Source organism: Treponema primitia ZAS-1, assembly GCF_000297095.1.
Taxonomy (GTDB): domain Bacteria; phylum Spirochaetota; class Spirochaetia; order Treponematales; family Breznakiellaceae; genus Termitinema; species Termitinema primitia_A.
This window is the reverse complement of sequence record NZ_AEEA01000057.1, coordinates 1-19,390: the sequence shown is the minus strand read 5'-3', so window position 1 is coordinate 19,390 and position 19,390 is coordinate 1. Positions and strand designations below refer to the sequence as shown.

The window sequence follows — 19,390 nt, the reverse complement described above, 5'->3', positions numbered from 1 at the left end:
CTATAGGATGTGTCTCAGCCCGGCGCCGCTTACAATTTATATTCGTAGAAAAGCTGCGCCGGTTTTTTGAAAAAAAGACAGGAGTTTATGGTTCAAAAAGTAAGTTATCAAATTGCCGGCAAGGAATTGATCCTTGAGACCGGTAAAATCGCGAAACAGGCCGGCGGCTCTGTGTTCGCCCAATATGCGGGTTCCGTGGTAATCGCCACGGTTTGTTCATCATCCAATGCGGTTGAGGGCCTGGACTATGTCCCCCTCACGGTGGATTACAATGAGAAGTACTACGCCGCCGGGAAGATCCCCGGGGGCTTCATCAAGCGGGAGAGCCGCCCCAAGGACAAGGAAATCCTGGTGTCCCGGCTCATCGACCGGCCCATGCGGCCCCTTTTTGATAAGCGATTCGGCCGGGAGATCCAGGTGGTACCCACCACTATTTCTACGGACCAGCTTAACCCCCCGGACATTCTGGCGATCATCGCCGCCTCCGCAGCGGTCCATATTTCGGACATCCCCTTCGGCGGACCCGTGGCCGGGATTCGGATCTGTTCCGTGGATGGTCAGCTCATCGTTAATCCAACCTACCCGGAAATTGAAAAGTCCAAACTGGAAATCGTGGTTGCCGGTACCAAGGAAGGCATCACCATGGTGGAAGGTGGGGCCAAGGAAGTTGATGAGGACCTGATGATTGCCGCCCTGGAAAAGGCCCAGCAGGTGATCACCGAGCTCTGTAATTTGCAGGACAAGCTCCGGGAACTTGCGGGTAAGGAAAAGCTTCCCCTCACCGAAGTGTCCTACTCTTTGGAGCATGGCGACGCTATTCGTTCCGCCGCCTATCCCCGGCTGGAAACCGCCTGTTTCCTCAAGGGTAAGCAGGAGCGGCATCTGGCGGTCAACGAAGTTAAGGCGGATCTTGCCACCCAGTATAAAGCCCAGCTTGAGGACGAGAACCAGAAGAAGCTCTTCGATGCCCTCTTCGAAGATATGCAGTACGAGATACTCCGTTCCGGTATCCTGAACAAGGGTGTCCGAGTGGACGGCCGGGGTACCGAGGATATCCGGGACATCACCTGTGAAGTAGGGATACTACCCCGGACCCACGGTTCCGCACTCTTTACCCGGGGTGAAACCCAGGCCCTGGTGGTTACCACCCTGGGTACGGTTTTTGACGAACAGATATTCGACGACATTGATGGGGATAAGCGGGAAAACTTCCTCCTCCACTACAACTTCCCCCCCTATTCGGTGGGTGAGACCGGCCGTATGGGTACGGGCCGCCGGGAAATCGGTCACGGCAATCTGGCCCGCCGTTCCCTGGAAGCCATGGTGCCCTCCAAGGCGGAATTCCCCTACACCATTCGTGTGGTTTCGGAGATCATGGAGTCCAACGGTTCCTCCTCCATGGCTTCGGTCTGCGGAGGCACCCTGGCCATGCTCCACGCCGGTGTTCCCATGAAGAAGCCCGTGGCAGGAATTGCCATGGGGCTCATCACCGAAGGCAAGGGCGGCCCCACTGACCGTTACGCCGTACTTTCGGACATCCTGGGTGACGAGGATCACCTGGGAGACATGGACTTTAAGGTTGCCGGTACCCAGGACGGGATCACCGGTTTCCAGATGGATATCAAGATCGCCGGGGTCAGCCCCGAGGTGATGCGGAAAGCCCTGGACCAGGCTAAGCGGGGCAGGCTCCACATCCTGAATATCATGAACCAGACCATCAACAAACCGGTGTCGGAGATCAGCGAATTCGCACCTAAGATCGTAACCATGAAGATAGAGATCGACAAGATCGGCGCCCTCATCGGCCCCGGGGGCAAGAACGTCAAGGCCCTCTGCGAACAGTACAGCGTTACTATCAATACCGAAAACGACGGAACCGTAACGATTTACGGAAAGAACGCCAAGGACGCTGAGGAAGCCCGGACCGCAATAACCGGCATAGTCTCCGACCCCGAAACGGGCCGTATATACAACGGTGTGGTAAAGCGGATCATGGATTTTGGCGCCTTTGTAGAGATATTGCCCGGCAAAGAAGGTTTGGTGCATATTTCCAAACTTTCCCGGGATCGGATCACCGTGGTAACCGATGTTCTAAAGGAAGGCCAGGAGATACCGGTTAAGCTGCTTGAGGTGGATAAGATGGGGCGGCTCAACCTTTCCTATATCGATGCTATCGATCCCAACGGCGCTCCCAGCGGAGATGGCGATGGGCATGGTGGCGGACACAGCGATAGCCGCGGAGACGGCCGCCGCAATGACCGGCCCCGCCGTTACTAAGGCGGATGGTTCGGAACAGGCCCTTCCCGTGGTACGGATCCTGAAAAAGGATCCCGGCGCCTTTGTTCCGGAATACGAAACTAAGGGCGCCGCGGGGGCGGATCTCAGGGCCAGGATTGACGCTCCGGTGGTGATCCTGCCCTTGGACCGTGCCCGTGTTTCTACCGGGCTGGTTCTGGAGATTCCCCCGGGTTATGAAGCCCAGGTCCGGCCCCGTTCGGGGCTGGCTGCCCGGAACGGTCTTACGGTGCTGAATTCTCCGGGGACCATTGACGCCGACTACCGGGGGGAATTGGCGGTACTATTAATCAACCTGGGCCATGAGTCTTTTACGGTGCATGATGGGGATCGGATAGCCCAGCTCGTTATCGCCCCGGTAATCCGGGCCCGAATGCTTGAAGCCGCTTCTCTGTCGGAAACAGAACGTGGAGAAGGGGGCTTTGGATCCACAGGAATATGATGAATAATATTGTGGAAAGTGAACGTTCCCTATCCCGCACAATTTTTTTATATATCGTATCAGAAACATTGTTTTCTTTTTTTGTGTCCTTTCTCTTTTTCTTCTTTATTTTTTTTGTAAACCAGCTTTTGCTCATGGCCCAGGAAATATTAACGAAACGGGTTCCCTTCAATCAGGTTGCTTTATTGGTCCTCTATTCGCTCCCGTCCATAATCGCCATGGCGGCGCCCTTTGCATCCCTGGTAGGAACATTGATGACCGTGGGGCGGCTCAGTTCCGATAATGAAGTATTGGTGCTCCTTTCTTCGGGACTGTCCTACAGAAATATTTTTCTTCCCGCCCTGGTGGTGGGGCTCTTTATATCCCTTTTGTCCTTTTTTGCAAATGATGTACTCCTCCCCGCAGGGACGGTGCAGTTTTCCCGGCTCTACCGGCGTATCCTGGTTTCCACCCCGGCGCTTGAACTGGAAGCAAACTCGGTCAAACGGTTTAAGGATACGGTGGTTGTAACCGGCGATGTTACGGGGAACGCCATCAGCGATGTGCTTATTCTGGACAGAACCAGTGATGGTGAGCGGCGGGTTATCATGGCCCGCACTGCGGAGCTTAAGGACGGTGGCAGACAGGGCTTAAGTCTGGACCTGGATGACGCTTTTATACAATCCTCAAAGGAAGTATCCCGCCAGGATTATGATTACGGTTCATCGGGCTTTCTGCGCTACTGGGTTCCCCAGGAGGATCTTATCCAGGCAGTGTCCTCCATAGGCCCCCGGGAGATGAGTTCCACCGATGTACGGAGGGAAATTAAAAACAAGGAAGAAAATCTTAAGGTGAGACTCGACCAGCGGTACAATAAGGCGCTCACCCATGCCCTGTCCCTGGAATCGGCCATGCGCAAAGGTCCGGAGGATGCCGAATGGAATCGCCGCGCCAATTACTCCTTGAATTTTTTGCGGGAAGCAGGGGCCGCAGAGGCGCTGAAAAATGACCGGAGCCTGCTTATCTACCGGCTTGAATATTACAAGAAATTTTCCATACCCTTCGGCGCCCTTTCTTTTGTGTTCCTCGCAGTATCCCTGGGGCTCTTGGCAAAAAAAAGCGGTCAGACCGTGGGCTTCATCTTCGGTCTGCTTATCGCGGTTATTTACTGGGCCTTGCTTCTGAGTGGCCAGACCATGGGTATGCGTCTGGGGTATTCACCATTCTGGTCCATGTGGTTCCCCAATATCCTTGCCCTGTCTATTGGGGTAATCATGGGCATCATAAGGATACGGCGATGATCCTTGACCGGTATCTTCTGCGCCAATTTTTCCCCGTGTTTATTGTTGCAGTATCAATGTTTGTGATGCTCCTTTCCCTGATAGACCTTTTTGCAAATCTGTGGCGTTACCTTAACTACGAAGTGCCCCTCAAGGAAATTCTCCGGGTGTGTTTTTATTATCTGCCAAAAAGTTTTTCCTATGCCATGCCCATATCCCTGCTCTTTGCCGCAGCCTATACCCTGGGAGATCTGTACGCGAGGAATGAACTTACCTCCATATTTTCTTCCGGGATACCCTTCTGGCGTTTTTCTGTCTCCCTGGTTGCGGTAGGGCTCCTGGCATCGGTATTTGCTTTTTTCTTTGAAGACCGGGTGGTGGTTCCCACCTTCAGAATTAAAAGTGATCTGGCCAGGCTCTATTTGCACCAGCAGCGGACGGAGAATAATTCTGATATTGTCATTAAAGCCAGAAACGGTGAGGTGATCTATTCGGTGGATTATTATGATCATGTTAATAATACCCTGAATGGCCTAAGCATCGTTGAACAGACCGAAACCGGATCCTTCACTGCCCTTATACGCGCTCCTCAAGCCGCATGGAACGGCGAATACTGGGTCCTGTCAAATGCGCTGATTTATCGATGGGAGAACGGTCTGCTTCGGGTGCGGCCGGTTGAAAATCCGGACGTTTACCGGGAACATCCGGATACCTTCAGACGGAATGCCGTGGCGGTGGAGGATCTGCCGGTACGGGAAGCGGGCTTTTTGGTACGGGATCTCCGGGATGCGGGACTTCCTTTTATCGGCGCCCTGGCGGAGTTTTATCACCGGTACTCTTTTTCCACAGTATCACTGGTAGTAATGATTTTGTCAATTTCCATGGGGGGTAGGTTCAGGAAGAATATCCTTCTTATGAGCCTTCTGGCAAGTTTGACGGCGGCGGTGATCTTCTATGTTTCGGAAATGATCAGTATGATGATGGCCAAGCTGGGGTATATTCCCCCCATTATTGGAGCATGGTTTCCGGTTTTTATTTTTATTGTGGTCGGTATCCTGCTTCTGCGGAACGCAAAAACATAGGTGGAAGGCCAAGCATTCCCTGGTGAGTTCTAGCGTGTTTTTTTCTGTTGAGTCTTCCCGTTCAGAAAAATCAGCATTCCCAGGAGTACAACGGCGTAGACCAGGCAGCTTCGGTATCCCCAAGCGGCGCCGGCTATGCGGCTGAAAATCCCGATAAGATATTGGGCCAGGGTGTTCAAGAGTCCGCTGATAACAATCATGGCGCTGGTTACCACCGGGGCGTCCTTCCCGAAATAGCCCATGGCAACAGCCATGTGGGTAGGCCAGAATATGCCGATGAAAAAGCCCGCCAGGGGAAGTACCAGGATACCCCGGGCGCCCAGGCTAAAGCCCAGGATCAATATAAGGATAATGCAGATATTTGCCCCGATAAGACTCCGCATATACCCCAGCTTTTCGATCACAAAGCCGCTCAAAAGCCGGGAAATGGAAAAGACAATAAAGAAAGTAGAGATAAAGGCGGCCCCCGCAGTTTTAGGATCCAGGCCGTACACATCCTGAAAGTAGATTCCCCCCCAATTGCTAAAGCTCATCTCCACCACCACCATCAACCCCAGGCTTATGGCAAAGGTCCAGGTCATGGGAAGCCGCAAGGCCTCGATAAAACTTAGCCCGCCATTTCCTGGGGCCTCATCCTTGGATCTTTCGGGAAACCGGGCGGCAATGGTGGAAACCAGGAAGATGACCGAAAGGGGGATGGTGAGGAGGTAGATGGTCCGCCATTGCAGCCCTCCGGTATTAGTCAGAATTCCTGCTGCCCGGGGACCAACGATCGCTCCGACGCCGTAGAAGAAGTGGAGCAGGCTCATCAGCAGGGCGGCTTTGTTCGTGAACACCTGGGTTGCCAGTGCATTTACCCCCACCTCGAAAAAGCCGAACCCCGCGAAGATAAAAAACAAAGAAACTGCCACGGTCCATAAGCTGGGCATAAAAAAAACCGAAAGCGTCCCCAGGATGGCGCAGAGAAACCCCGCCAGGAATACCCGCTTGGCCCCGAAACGGGCAACTATGAACCCCGCTATCAGGCTGAAAAAAACATAACTGATGGACATGATGGAGACCAGAAGTCCCTGCTGTTCGTAGGAAGCGCCGAATTCTGTCTTGATTAGGGGATAAGAAACTCCCTTGACATTCTCCACCAAACCAAAGAACAACATGGTTCCATAGATTATAAAAAACAGAAGAACCCTGGGCTTTTGCTTTTCCATAGGGACACACTATAGAGAAACGCCGATTCGCGCAAGATGTAAACTACACATTTTCATTGAGTAGTTTTAGTATAATAATAATTGTGTTCTCCGTGACCTCTGTGCCTCCTCTGCGATCTTGGTGGTTTTTCTTAAAAATTTGCTGGTCATTTGACATAAAAGATTTTCCGGAGTATAGTTAAAAATATTTTGAAACCTTTTTTTGAAATCCGCCATAGTGATCTTTCCTGCTCCGCTCGGACAGGAACCCTGACCTTACCCCACGGTCCGGTGAGTACCCCGGTCTTTATGCCCGTGGGAACCAACGGGACCGTTAAGGCTATAACCGTAGACGATCTGGTATCCATTGGGTTTGAAATTATCCTTTCCAATACCTACCACCTGTACCTCAGACCGGGGATGGATGTCATTTCCGCAGCCCGGGGACTTCATCCCTTTATGAACTGGCAGCGGAATATCCTTACCGATTCCGGTGGGTTTCAGGTGTTTTCCCTGGCGCCGTTCAGAAAGGTCCGGGACGAGGGGGTGGAATTCCGCTCCCATATTGATGGTTCAACCCATCGCCTGAGCCCTGAGGGGGTGGTGGAAATTCAGGCAGTTCTGGGGAGTGATATCCAGATGCAGCTTGATGTTTGCACCAAGTGGGGCATATCCTATAAAGAAGCGGAAAGCGCTTTGACTATTACCGCAGATTGGCTTAAACGAGCTAAGAAGACTTGGGAGGAAAAGGCCGATAATGGATATGGGGGCAAATTGTTTGCCATAGTTCAGGGGAATTTTTTTAAGGACCTCCGGGAGAGGAGCGCTGCCCTTGCGGCGGCGGAAGATACCCCGGGTATCGCCATTGGAGGTTTATCGGTGGGGGAGGGGGAGGATGTTTTTCTGGAATATTTAGCCTATACCGCCGCCCTGCTGCCCCGGGAAAAGCCCCGGTACGTTATGGGTATAGGAACGCCCCAGTATATTTTGGCGGCCATTGAACAGGGGATAGATATGTTTGACTGTGTACTTCCCACCAGGACCGGCCGTACCGGCCGGGTTTTTACCCGGCGGGGAGATCTTTCCATTAAGCGGGCGGACCGGGAATTTGATTTCGGTCCCATGGATCCCCAGTGTGATTGTAAGGTTTGCCGGCAATACAGCCGTGCCTATATGCGCCATCTTTTTAAGACCCAGGAGATACTCTGTTCCATGCTGGCCTCCTACCATAACCTTTATTTCCTCCACAATTTAGTTGAGGAAGCCCGCAGAGCTATTGATGAAAACAGGTTTCTGTCATTTAAAAATGATTTTCTCAAGCAGTATACGGAGGGTTGCGGGTGAAGAAGTTCTTTGTCCTTGTTTTATTCTGTTTATTTTTATTTCAGATGTATTCCCAGGAACCACCGGATGCTCAGTCCTGGGGCGATTCCGATCTTCAGTCCGTAACAGACCCCGTATCGGATCCTTCACCGGTTGCCCCGGCTGTTTTAACTCCGGCGCCGGTAGTCCCGGCCGTTGTTCCTGCTGCCTCTCCTGCTCCGGCGGTGGTAAAGGCGGATTCGGGAGATGCGAACGCGGTACTTCCCACAGAGGATGCCAAGCGGCTGGAAACTATCCGCTATGGTACAGAGACGGAGATTGCCACCCTGATCCAAACCTTAAAAAATGAAAATACCGCCACGCTGGATTCGGAACTGATTACGGTGGCTAGAAACACCCGGAACCGGAATATCCTTTCCGGCGTTTTTTCCTTCTTTGGGGACCGGGACAGGGCAGGTCTTGAGGACCGGGCTCTTAAGGCCATTGCGGAGCGGGACGATGAAGCCAATGAGACAGTGCTGGCGGCTCTTAGCTATTTGGGAAACATAAAATTTGCCCCGGCGGTTCCCTATATTCAGGAATTGCTTGATGCGGAGGAGCAGCGTTTCATAAGCGCCTGCATTAAAGCTCTAGGCCTTATCGGCGGCAGTATGCCTGCGGGCAGCAATACTATTGCCGCTGCAAAATCACCGCCGGAGACTAAACCGGAAGACGAATTGGGTGAAACCACAGCGGAGGATACTTCCGAACCGCCGCTGCCACCATCACCCCCGCCGGCCCGTACCCGTAAAGAGCAGGAAAGCGCCGCCGCAGTGGCGGAGTATCTGATCGATTTTTATAATGACCGCAGCCCGGGGGAAGAAAACCGCCGGGAAATTATCATTGCCCTTGGGGATGTGAAGTCACCTGCGGGGGTGCCCTTATTGCGGGAAATTGCGGAAAACAACGATGAACGGGCGGTGCTCCGAATGTCCGCCCTGGAAGCTCTGGCGAAGATCGGCGATACCGGCGGGCTTGACGCAGTATTGCTGTCGGTGGAGTCCGCAGACCCTAACGTGCGTTCCACCGCAGTGGCCGCCCTGGGTCCTTTCGCCGGTCCGGAAATAGACGGCGCTATCCTTGAAGCGTTTCGGGATTCCTATTACAAAACCCGCATGGCCGCAGCCCAGGCTGCAAGGGACAGGCGTTTAGTGGAAGCGGTTCCCTATCTGCGCTACCGGGCTGAGCGGGACGATGTTCAGGCGGTAAAGGATGAGGCAATCAAAGCTCTGGGCGCTATTGGAAACCAGGAAAGCCTGGACTTCCTTTCCTCCCTTTTTACTGAGCGGAAAAACGCCGACCGTATCAGGCTTCTTTCTGCAGAGATGCTTCTTCAGAACAACGCCAATACCTACACCGCCAAGGTGATAGAAGAACTGGACGAAGCAAAACGGAAGAACCAGACACCGTTATACAACGGGTTTCTCCGGATTCTGGGTTCCGCCAAAACCACAGCCCTGGAAGATCTGGCCCGCCGTTTCTTTTCTTCCGGCGGTGTTGTGGAGAAATCCTACGCCCTGGACATGGTATTAAACAACGAATTCCGCTCCCTGGCGGAGCAGGTACGGGAATTGACGGATGAAAAATACGGCAGCCTCTCCCGCAAATCACGGGTAGTTGTGGAAAAGCTGGGGCTTTAGAACGCCACTGCCGAAATTTCCTTAACGGTGTACGAAACCTTCTCGTCATTAATTGAAAAGTTAAATTTCTCTCCAATCTTTTTATTCAGGATAGCTCCGCCCAGTGGGGACAGGTAGGAGATGATCCGGTTATCCGGGTCGGACTCCCAGGGTCCAAGGATGGTGTACTCTTCGTTTTCGCCGTTTGATTCATTGGATAACAGCACCTTGGTTCCGAAGGAAACGCGGTTTAAGTTTATTGTGCTGGGATCGAAAAGCTGGGCCCGTTCAATTTCGTCTTTCAGCTTGGCAGCGGTGGAATTGAGGAGGTCCTGCTTTTCTTTGGCGGCCTTGTATTCCGCATTTTCACGCAGGTCCCCCAGGGAAAGGGCGAAGCCGATTTCCTTTGAGTTGGCAGGCACATCCACGTCCATAATGTGGGCCAGTTCCCGTTGTTTTTCTTCAAACCTGGACATGGTAACCAGGAGCCCCCGGGAAACAATAGTTTTTTCCGTATCCCCAAGGAACTTGAAGGTAGGATTCTTCTGGAGTACCCGGTTCCGTAAGCTCAGTTTATCTGCGGGGTCCAGATCCTTTACATCCTCAATAAGCGTGTAGATACGGGTAATCGTGTCCGGATCCGCCTCGTCGATAAATTTGGTTAATACATCATCCTTAAAGAGCAGGGTATAAACCTGTTTGTTAATTTTTCTGTTTTCTGCGGTATCCCGGTGATTCTCAATTTCCCTGTAGGTGATGTTAAGGATATGGATAAGGACGATAAGTTTACGCTCCAGGGTAAGAGCGGCTTTTTCAAACCAGCTTTCGTCTTTGAAGTTTTTTAGAATCCATACCACCGCATCACGGATCTCCCGGTGATCCCGGTAGTTTTCAAAACAATACTGGGTCAGGGTAACGAGCTTATCCTCATACCCTTCCTTTTTCAAATTGGTAACAATGGAAGCGGTCATGGCATAGGGAAAAAGCTTGATATAAATATCCGGCCAGCTGGGGACAAAGAGCTGGATATGATGGATGAATTCTTCCTTTAACTTAGCATCCTTCAGGCTTAAGAACAGGGCCGGCACATCTTCAATACCTTCAAATATCTCAATAAAGTTCAGGGATAGTCCGGCGCCCAAATAGGGATACCGGCCTACCAGATCCTTTACCAGGAGGTAGGAGGCCACCACAAATTCGTTAACCTGGTTTTTTGACCGGAGGTAAGCCGAGAAGTAGGCAAACATTTCGGTAAAGTATTCGGAATCCAGTTCCACGTCCTTTTGGGCTACATAATTCCGGATAGTCACGGCCCGATCAAAGAAATTCCGTTCCGCCTTAAATTCATTGTAGAGTTTTTCCTCTATACTGATAGGCCTGTCCCGGACCGTAAAAATGTCGATATTATCGGGGCTCACACCAAAACTGGGATCCGCCTTGAGGATGTCCCGGGCCTTACCGCTCCAGGTGGTCCATTCTCCGGAAGAAAGGATGCTGGGTACCAATTCCGCCTTCATGTGCTTGATGTCACAGGTGTTATTAAAACTGCGGATCACCGTTTTTAAGGCCCAGACGGGATCTTCCTTCACCTTGTCGTGGAGCTCTTCCTTTTTCTTGGTGGCCTTGAGTACCCATATATGACCCTTCGATATGGTTTGCAGGGCATTTACCGCCATTTTGAGGGACATGGAATGTTCCCGTTTCTTTGCAAAATCAATGACAATCTCATCACCCTGTACCTTAGCGATACGCCCGATTCCCCAGGTCCGGTGGAATACAAAGTTCCCCTTATCAAAGGCGATATGCTTTTCAAAATCCGTGATCGCCTCGTGGACATTGCGGTATTTCTGGGTAAGGTTGGATATCCTGATATATTCTTCCAACTGGCTGTGTCCCGCGTATTTCAGCCTGAAACACTCGGTGATTTCTTTCCGGGCCGGTTCATCCCGTTCATCGTACTGCAAAATTATTTTACAGATACTGATGGCAGTTTCGATATCGCCCTTCTCCTTACAGTAAATGTACACATCGTTGAGCAGGAGTACTGCCTTGTCTTTACTAATATTCTTGGCGATTTTCTTCTGGACATGGAGAAAAAAGTCGATATCTTCTTTATTATATTCGATCAGCTTTGCCCATATTTCCCGGACATTGGTAAACAGGGCCTTGTTGATATACCGGTGCAGGGCTTTTTTATAGTAGTCCACCGCCTCTTCTATCTTTCCCTGTTTTTCGTAGTATTCCCCCAGGGACTTTGCCAGATCCGCTTCTTCGTAGTCTACCTTGACCAGCCGTTCCCAGATGTCGTATATGGCCGTCTCTTCGTTATCGTTTTTATAACATTCCGCCAGGGTACGCAGGGCGAATTTCGATTCTCCGTAATCCAGGATACGTTCACAGAGGTACTTTACGATGCTCCACTTATGGTTATCCACAAAAATGGTAACCAGGTTGATCAGGGCGGAGTCGTCGATGAGCTGCCGGGATAGGGCGATCATCCCCGAAAGATAGAGGGCGATGATGCTGTTCTTCGTATGAACCAGGTGCTCATCGCAGAGCTTTTTTAATTCATCGTAGGCCCGTGCATCCCGGGCTTCTTTTAAGAGGACATCCAGCTCTTTAAACTGGTTGGTAGAATAATTGCTGAGGGTGGCCCTGGTCCACTTTTCCTCATTGAGCATTTCCTGGACATTTTTCAAAAGAGCTTCAGACATCTCACAACTCCATCATTCAAAACTAACCTATATACCGTTCGTATATGGCGGGATCATAAATCTTTATCTTCAACAGGGTCTCCGCTATTAATGCGGGATCTTCCTGAACATTTTCGTAATGGTCGATTAACCAAAAATACCGGTTAATCAGCCGGGGGATAAGGAGGTCCAGATCTTCCGGCTTGCCTCGAATGGCGTTTTCCAGGGTAAAAATTGATTGTTTCAAGCGCCCTAATTCAACCTGCTTTAACTCACGCTTGACCGAAAATATCCCGTATAAACATCCATAAATGGGTATCCATTCCAAAAGTTCCTTGCCCGTATACCCCAGGGCTTTTACCCGATCCCGCAGCCGCAGGATCATCTCCGATTCCATAGACCGAATGTCCACTTTTTGTGCATCCATAAAGAAAGCCTCCCGAAACAGCGCCTTGGCGCTCCGGGTCTCCTCTATTAGAGCATTTACATCCGCCAGTTGGGACAATGCCTCCCCATCTTCCCGCTTAAACCGGACGGCCTGTTCCAGGTACTTCAGGGCTTCTTCATAATTCCCCACCCCTTTGTAACAGCGGCCCACTTGCAGCAGCAATTCAGGGTCATGCTGGTTAATTCCATCCCCCAGGATACCCTCGAAGGACTGCAAAGCGGTGGAAAACACAAACCGCTTTACCGCATAGTGGCAGGGGTCATATTTGGATGTCTCCCCCTCGCCGATACGATCCAGAAAACCGTAAAAAGCGTCCCACTGGGAGAGGATAAACTCCCCTCGGGCATAGGTATCGCTCTGCTCTAGAAAGGTACTGCCCTGGGCTTCACCCTCGGCGCCCTTAATCCGGTTAAGCCACCATTGAATGCACGTTAGGGCGTACACCACTTCCGGATTCTCAAAATCTATCTTAAGCGCTTCATCCAACGCCATTATGGCCGAAGCAGCGTCAGAGGTTTTCAGATTTTCATAGGCCTTCTGAATGAGCCTCTGTATTGGTTGTTCTTCGCTCATGGCTTGCTTCGCCAGCCGCATAACGGCGTGTGAATAATTTCCTTACAAAACCAAGCTGAAGGCTTGTATAATAAATGACATTCTGATAAAAGTATCCTTTGTATTATACCATTTATACGGTTCTTTACAAGGGGGGGCCGCGCCGGTATCATCAAGATATGCGGATACCCATAATTGCGCCTTCGGTGCTTTCAGCTGATTTCTCCTTCATGGCCGATGGAGTGGCCCTTATAGGCTCCTCCGGAGCGGAATGGGTCCATCTTGATGTGATGGACGGTTGTTTTGTCCCCAATATAAGCTTTGGTCCTAAAATGGTGGCGGATCTCCGTCCCCATACAGCCCAAATTTTTGATGTTCATTTGATGGTCCAGAATCCCGCTAATTTTATCGATTCCTTTGCCCAGGCCGGGGCGGATTATATCACCTTTCACACTGAAGCGGCGGTTCACTCCCACCGGCTCCTTCAGGCTATTCACGAGAAGGGCAAAAAGGCCGGGATCAGTATCGTACCCTCTACACCGGTATCCCTTATAGAACCCCTGCTTCCCTTTGTGGATCTTATCCTGATTATGACCGTCAACCCCGGTTACGGGGGTCAGCCCATTATTCCGGAATGTTTTGAAAAAGTCCGGGATCTGGTTAAGTTTAGAGAAGCGGGGAGGGGAGATTACCTTATTTCCGTTGACGGGGGCATAAACGAAGCTACCGCCCCCTCTGCCCGGGAGGCGGAGGTTGATATCATGGTCGCTGGATCGGCTTTTTTCAGCGCCGTGGATAAGGGAGCCCTGGTAAGGCGGCTAAAGGGTTTAGCATAAGATGAGACTTGATCCGATTTTATCCAGGGCAGTCCGTCTTTTAATGCGGAAAAAATATGGGGATGTAATCAGTATACTCCAGCCAGAGGTAGTCCGGTACCACGATTCCTTTAACTATTATTATATATTGGGAAGCGCCTGTTTGCGGGCCGGTGATTTAGGGGGGGCCTTTACCTATTTTAAGCGCGCCCGGGAAATCAAAATGCTGGACCCCTCGGTTTTGCTGGGGATGGCGGTGTGTTATCTCCACCGGGGCGATACGGGAAAAGCGGTGGATTTATACCTGGAAGTCCTGGATTCGGAAAGCCGGAACCGGATTGCCAAGAAGGCCCTGCAGGTACTGCGGAAAAACAGCGGTCCCGAGGGGATCCAGAATTGGATAGATTCAGGGAAAGCTCCCCAGCTTTTCCCGCCGGCTCCCAAACTGCCCCTTACTGTAGAGCGGTTATTTGTTCCCGTTGTTGGGGTGATCCTGTTTTTAGCCTTGGCCGGGGGTATTTTGGTTAAGCTTGGGGTAATTCCCCTGGGCAAGGTTGTTTCGTCTGAAAGGGGAGGGCTTGTGGGTCTTGCCCTGGAACGGGAGGACCGGGAAACGCCGGTTCAGACCGGCGGGACTTTCCGGTACATTCTCACCCGGAACCAGGTTTTGGAGATCTATGAGGCTGCGCGCAAACTCTTTATAGAATACCGGGATGAGGCTGCCAAAGTTTCCCTGAACCGGCTTATCGAATCCAACGCTTCGGATCCGATTAAAAACAAGGCCCGGCTCCTCATCTCCTACATGGAAGTTCCGGGCTTTGATACCCTGAAGGATCGTTTCCCCTACGCCGAGGTCAACCAGGACCCCCTCTTATACCGTGACTGTTATATCATTTGGCGTGGCATGGCCACAAATCTTAATGAAGCCCAGGACAGCACATCCTTTGATTTCCTGGTGGGCTACGACACCCGCAGCACCCTGGAAGGTATAGTCCAGGTAGTCTTTAACTTTTCCGTTCCCGTCAATCCGGAACGCCCCCTGGAAGTCCTGGCCAAGGTAATCCCAGTCTCCTCAGCAGCGGGAGAAGATGGCATACGTCTGGAAGGAATCGCCCTACACCAGGCAGCCTTTTTAGGCAAGTAATAAGGATTGACATATAGCAGGTTAATGTCCTATAATGCAATAAAAGCGCAAAAAGCATCATAATTTAATTATAAATGCGCGTTAATTGTAGGAAAGTCATGAAAAGATATAGCCAGGTTCGGTATTGGGTTGAAGACCTGCCAAAGATGGGCAAATCCTCTTTTTCCATCGAAGAGACAAAGGAACAGTTTCCCGAAATGCCCGCTTGTAATATCAAAAATACGCTCTTCAGGCTTTCCAAGTCAGGAAAAATCAGGTCTGTCTGGCAGGGGTTTTATGTCATCAGTTTGCCGGAATATGGACTTTCCGCTGTGGCGCCGCCGTCCGAATACATTGGGCATCTTATGAAGTATATCGGTTCGCAATACTACATAGGGTTGCTGAGCGCCGCCGCATTGGAAGGGGCAGCGCACCAGGCACCCCAAGTATTTCAGGTTGTCTGCGAGAAACATCTTCGGGATAAAATGGTTTCCGGCATCAGGCTGGAAATGATAGAAAAGAAAGTTATACCCGGTTCATACCTTGTCACAAAAACAGTAAACAGCGGTATAATAAAGGTTTCTTCTCCGGAATTGACTGCCATCGATCTGTTGCTCTATCCTCAAAGAGCAGGGGGTATTTCGCATATAGCGACCGTACTTTCAGAATTAGCGGAAACCACGGATTTTAACCGAGTAGCGAAAGACTTTTTTTTAGGGGTTCCTCCGGCAGTTCTTCAAAGATTGGGCTTTATTTTTGATGAAGTGCTGGAAGAGAAAGAGATATCCGGCGTTCTTTTTGACAAAATTATTGCAGCAGGGATTAGTTTTCGCAAAGTCCCGCTGGTTCCAAATACCGGCAAAAAAGGGAAGGGGATTTACCCGGTCAGTCAAAAATGGAAGGTTGAAATCAATTATACTGTGGAGCCGGATATATGATACCAAGAGCGGCAATTACCGAATGGGCTAATAAGGCGCCCTGGAAAGACATGCACAATATAGAGCAGGATCTACTCATCAGCAGAACCCTTGTTGCGATATTTAGCGATGATTTTTTATCCGCAAAACTGGCGTTTCGGGGCGGGACTGCAATACATAAATTATACTTGCCGCCGCCGAAGCGCTATTCAGAAGACATTGACTTGGTCCAGGTTAATTCTGAACCAATCGGGCAGACCCTGGACAGATTAAAAGAAGTTTTGTCATTTATAGGCGATTCCAAGACCAGACAAAAGATGAGCAATAATGTTTTGTTATTCCAGTTTGAGACGACTTTTCCCCCCGTATCGATACGGAAACTCAAAATTGAAATTAACTGCAAAGAGCATTTTACCGAGCTTGGAAAAACAGTGGTCCCATTCTCCATGGAGAATCAATGGTACTCCGGGGGGTGCAAAATAAATACCTATACACTGGATGAACTTATGGGTACGAAAATACGAGCCTTATATCAGCGGAAAAAAGGGCGGGATCTTTTTGACCTCTACTGTGCCATTGAAAGCGGGAAACTTGACCTTCTGCGGACAGTCAAATGTTACAAACGTTATATTTCTTTTCCTGATCATGAAATTCCTTCTGCAAAGGAATATGCTTTGAATTTGAAGTTGAAAATAGCCGATCCTGGATTTCGTCAGGATATTACTCCAATTTTAAGCCCTGGAACTGATTATAATATTGATTTGGCTTACAAAAAACTATTGGAAACGATACTCGTTGCTATGTAGGATAGTTCTAAAGACATGCTTTGTTTAACCGTTACTTTTTCGAGGCCGCCGCATTTCGCAGGGCGCTGTAAAACGTATCGATATCAATGGGTTTGGTCAGGTGGTCTTCCATGCCCAGCGCAAGGCAGCGTTCCCGTTCCTCGGGGAACGCATGGGCTGTCAGCGCATAAACCGGCATACCCTTGTATTCGGGGTTTTCCTTGATGAGCCGGGTAGCCTCGTAACCGTCCATAACGGGCATTTGGAGATCCATCAGCACCAGGTCAAAGGGCGGGAGCCGTGACTTGGCTTTATCTGCAAGAATATCCAAAGCTTCCTGACCGTTTTGCGCCGTAGTAACTTCCATACCAACCACATTCAGGAGTTCCTGAACGATCATGACGTTAATTTCATTGTCTTCCACCAGTAAAACGCGTACCCCATGCAATACGGCATTTTCAGTGTTCGTAGGCGCCGCATCTTGGATCGCGGGTTTTTCCACTGCCAACGGCACTGCCAACGGCACAGCCAGCGGCACAGCCAGCGGCGCCACAAGCGGGAAGGTGCAGGAAAACATGAATGTTGTGCCTTTTTTCAGTTCACTGGTGGCGGAAATCTTCCCGCCCATGAGCTCCACTATTTCACGGGTGACCGCAAGCCCTATGCCGGCCCCTCCGTATTTACGGGTTGCGGAATTATCCGCCTGGTCAAAGGCGGCGAATAGTTTTTCCATCTGATCCTGGCTCATGCCTATACCCGTATCGCGTACCGCAAAGTCCAGAGCCACACTATTACTGTCATGCTTGGACACGGCTGCACGAACTGTGATGGAACCTTTTTCGGTAAACTTATATGCGTTATCGGTAAGATTGGTAAAGATCTGCCTTAGCCGCCGCTCATCCCCCATAAGGGAGGCGGGAAGGGCGGAATCCAGTTCAAACCGCAGCTCCAGGGGAGAGTTTTTGTTTTTCTCCCGGAAAAATACCGAAAGCTCATCAAACATTTTCCGTATATCAAAGGGGGCGTTTTCCAGTTTCATGTGCCCTTCTTCGGCTTCGGAAAAGTCGAGGATATCATTGACCAGGCCGAGCAGGGTTGCGGAAGCGCCTTTTATTTTTTCAATGTAGTCCCGCTGTTTATCATCCACATTAGTTTTAAGCAGGAGATCGTTCAGCCCCATAACGGCATTTAGCGGTGTGCGAATCTCATGGCTTATATTGGCCATAAAGAGGCCCTTCGCCTTATTCGCATCCACGGCTTCTGTCATGGCGCCGTTCAGTTTTTCTACCATAAACTTGAATGCCCTTGACAGGGCCCCGATTTCATCATTACTCTTGATAAGAGGCACCTCGGTATCAAAATGGCCTTCCCCAAGGGTTTTGGCCGTATCCGAAAGTATAAGTATAGGTTTTGTAACGCTCCGTACAATAAAGTATAACACAAATGCGATTACACATATTGCGATAATTGAAACCAGAATAACGTAATTACGAATACTGTTGGCATTGGTCATAATTTTCGCCATGGGAATACTGACCGCAACTGACCAGGGATTCGTAACACTACTGAATTGGATGGGCATATATACGGTATAAAAATGCTTGCCCGTTGAAATATACATTTCGCCGCTCTTTATGGCGCTTTTGATCTCATCAATATATTGAAGCCGGCTCTGGCCTTCCACCAAAGTTTCCGCTAAATCCTTTCCCAAATAGTCTTTGTTGGGATGCGCTATAACGGCGCCTGAATTTGAAATGATTTCCGTATATCCTTCCTGTCCATGGGGATTTACCTTGGCGGCCATTTCCTGGAGCTTGTCCAGGACGATGTCGGAAGAGATGATACCGATAAATTTTTCACTATGAATAATCGGAAAAACCAAACTGGCCAGCATAACCGTTTGTCCCTGAAGCCCATACGGGTAAGGGTCGGTGATATATTCGTGGCGTTCAGTCTTTGGAACGATATACCAGTCTTCGCTGTCGATGGCGGGCAAAAATTCAACGTCGATATTGCCCCCCAGTTTGTTCCAATACGGGGCATAGCGTCCGGTCTCGTCATAGGCCGGCCCCAGCCCCGCATACAGGGCATCTTTTCCGTCCAGGGCATCGGGATCATAGGCGATACAGAAAGCGGTGATGTATTCCTTGTTCGCCAGGGCATTTTTGAGTATATCATTCATCATATCCCGGTCGGTAAGGTTATAATCCTTTAAGGTTTCAAAAACCGTTGAGAATGTTTCCGCCGTTATCCGGGCGCCCTGCAACTCCGCTATAATTGCATTTTTGTATTTATCAGCCGTTTCCTGGGCCAGGCTGAAAGCGTCTTTCTGCGCCATCCCGATAGACCTGTTGGAAACGATTATGGTAAGGGTCAGAAACGAAACAATGACAACCGCCGAAACCAGAAAGAAGATCTTAAACCTCAGGCTTAGATTTTTAAACATAATGTACCTTATCCTTGAGCATATACTACTAAGTATTATAACATTTCATGGAAGATCGTGTAAACGGAGCTATGGGAGGGAGACGCATTAAACGGGCGTCTTGCTGAGTTGCCAGATGATCCCGAATTTGTCCTTTACCATGCCGAAGAGCTCGCTGAAGAAGGTCTTCCCCAGGGGCATGCGTACTTCACCTTCTTTGCGCAGGGTTTCAAAGATACGGCGGATTTCCTTTTCATCCCCGGAACCAAGTACCAGGGCGAAGTTATTGCCCCCAACCCAGGGATAATCCGAGGGGCAGTCGGAGAGCATGAGCTTACTGCCGAAAACCGGAATTGAAGAGTAGATGATACGGTCCTTCTCAGGCT

The 19,390-nt window shown here is 50.3% G+C and carries 15 protein-coding genes; 10 read left to right on the top strand and 5 right to left on the bottom strand.

Features of this window, described 5'->3' with window-relative positions; all coding sequences use genetic code 11:
- Positions 1-87 precede the first annotated feature (87 nt).
- The 4 genes from pnp to TPRIMZ1_RS0110450 are packed head-to-tail and all read left to right on the top strand — an operon-like array spanning position 88 to position 5,078.
- Entirely contained in the window at positions 88-2,277 is a 2,190-nt protein-coding gene (pnp, locus tag TPRIMZ1_RS0110465) for a polyribonucleotide nucleotidyltransferase (RefSeq protein ID WP_010258810.1), read from the top strand.
- A complete protein-coding gene (gene dut / locus TPRIMZ1_RS0110460; RefSeq protein ID WP_010258808.1) occupies positions 2,255-2,737 on the top strand; it encodes a dUTP diphosphatase in 483 nt (160 codons plus the stop codon). The genes pnp and dut overlap by 23 nt, the downstream gene beginning before the upstream one ends.
- Positions 2,734-4,017 carry an LptF/LptG family permease gene (locus TPRIMZ1_RS0110455; protein ID WP_010258804.1) on the top strand — a complete coding sequence of 428 codons (1,284 nt, stop codon included), beginning with the start codon at positions 2,734-2,736 and terminating at the stop codon, positions 4,015-4,017. Before dut ends, TPRIMZ1_RS0110455 begins: the two co-directional genes overlap by 4 nt.
- Entirely contained in the window at positions 4,014-5,078 is a 1,065-nt protein-coding gene (locus tag TPRIMZ1_RS0110450; RefSeq protein ID WP_010258801.1) for an LptF/LptG family permease, read from the top strand. The genes TPRIMZ1_RS0110455 and TPRIMZ1_RS0110450 overlap by 4 nt, the downstream gene beginning before the upstream one ends.
- Positions 5,079-5,107: 29 nt before the next feature.
- Here the strand turns inward: TPRIMZ1_RS0110450 and TPRIMZ1_RS0110445 are convergent, their stop codons facing one another.
- Entirely contained in the window at positions 5,108-6,286 is a 1,179-nt protein-coding gene (locus tag TPRIMZ1_RS0110445; RefSeq protein ID WP_010258797.1) for an MFS transporter, read from the bottom strand.
- A 189-nt stretch (positions 6,287-6,475) separates the two neighbouring features.
- Here TPRIMZ1_RS0110445 and tgt point away from each other — a divergent pair, with 189 nt between their 5' ends.
- Together tgt and TPRIMZ1_RS0110430 are read left to right on the top strand one after the other, a co-directional pair.
- Entirely contained in the window at positions 6,476-7,609 is a 1,134-nt protein-coding gene (tgt, locus tag TPRIMZ1_RS0110435) for a tRNA guanosine(34) transglycosylase Tgt (RefSeq protein ID WP_010258794.1), read from the top strand.
- Positions 7,606-9,267 (top strand): HEAT repeat domain-containing protein, encoded by a 1,662-nt coding sequence (locus TPRIMZ1_RS0110430; protein WP_010258790.1) that lies wholly within the window; start codon positions 7,606-7,608, stop codon positions 9,265-9,267. The genes tgt and TPRIMZ1_RS0110430 overlap by 4 nt, the downstream gene beginning before the upstream one ends.
- On the opposite strand, the gene greA is transcribed toward TPRIMZ1_RS0110430, so the two are convergent.
- Positions 9,264-11,960, bottom strand: a complete 2,697-nt coding sequence (greA, locus tag TPRIMZ1_RS0110425; protein ID WP_010258786.1) for a transcription elongation factor GreA — start codon at positions 11,958-11,960, stop codon at positions 9,264-9,266. The two genes, TPRIMZ1_RS0110430 and greA, sit on opposite strands and share 4 nt — an antisense overlap.
- Positions 11,961-11,982: 22 nt before the next feature.
- Positions 11,983-12,960 carry a tetratricopeptide repeat protein gene (locus tag TPRIMZ1_RS0110420; RefSeq protein ID WP_026043666.1) on the bottom strand — a complete coding sequence of 326 codons (978 nt, stop codon included), beginning with the start codon at positions 12,958-12,960 and terminating at the stop codon, positions 11,983-11,985.
- 158 nt (positions 12,961-13,118) lie between these two features.
- Here TPRIMZ1_RS0110420 and rpe point away from each other — a divergent pair, with 158 nt between their 5' ends.
- The 4 genes from rpe to TPRIMZ1_RS0110400 all read left to right on the top strand — a co-directional run bounded on the left by rpe (position 13,119) and on the right by TPRIMZ1_RS0110400 (position 16,600).
- Positions 13,119-13,775: a ribulose-phosphate 3-epimerase gene (gene rpe, locus TPRIMZ1_RS0110415; RefSeq protein WP_010258781.1), complete on the top strand. Its 657-nt coding sequence runs from the start codon at positions 13,119-13,121 to the stop codon at positions 13,773-13,775.
- 1 nt (position 13,776) lies between these two features.
- Positions 13,777-14,898: a tetratricopeptide repeat protein gene (locus TPRIMZ1_RS0110410; protein ID WP_026043665.1), complete on the top strand. Its 1,122-nt coding sequence runs from the start codon at positions 13,777-13,779 to the stop codon at positions 14,896-14,898.
- 74 nt (positions 14,899-14,972) lie between these two features.
- The gene (locus TPRIMZ1_RS0110405; RefSeq protein WP_081503657.1) at positions 14,973-15,815 is read left to right on the top strand and encodes a type IV toxin-antitoxin system AbiEi family antitoxin domain-containing protein; all 843 of its coding nucleotides are present in this window, start codon (positions 14,973-14,975) and stop codon (positions 15,813-15,815) included.
- Positions 15,812-16,600: a nucleotidyl transferase AbiEii/AbiGii toxin family protein gene (locus tag TPRIMZ1_RS0110400; RefSeq protein WP_010258772.1), complete on the top strand. Its 789-nt coding sequence runs from the start codon at positions 15,812-15,814 to the stop codon at positions 16,598-16,600. Before TPRIMZ1_RS0110405 ends, TPRIMZ1_RS0110400 begins: the two co-directional genes overlap by 4 nt.
- Positions 16,601-16,631: 31 nt before the next feature.
- Here the strand turns inward: TPRIMZ1_RS0110400 and TPRIMZ1_RS0110395 are convergent, their stop codons facing one another.
- Positions 16,632-19,025: an ATP-binding protein gene (locus tag TPRIMZ1_RS0110395; RefSeq protein WP_010258768.1), complete on the bottom strand. Its 2,394-nt coding sequence runs from the start codon at positions 19,023-19,025 to the stop codon at positions 16,632-16,634.
- An 87-nt stretch (positions 19,026-19,112) separates the two neighbouring features.
- Positions 19,113-19,390: VOC family protein (locus TPRIMZ1_RS0110390; RefSeq protein WP_010258765.1), on the bottom strand; the 278-nt coding region annotated here is incomplete at its 5' end.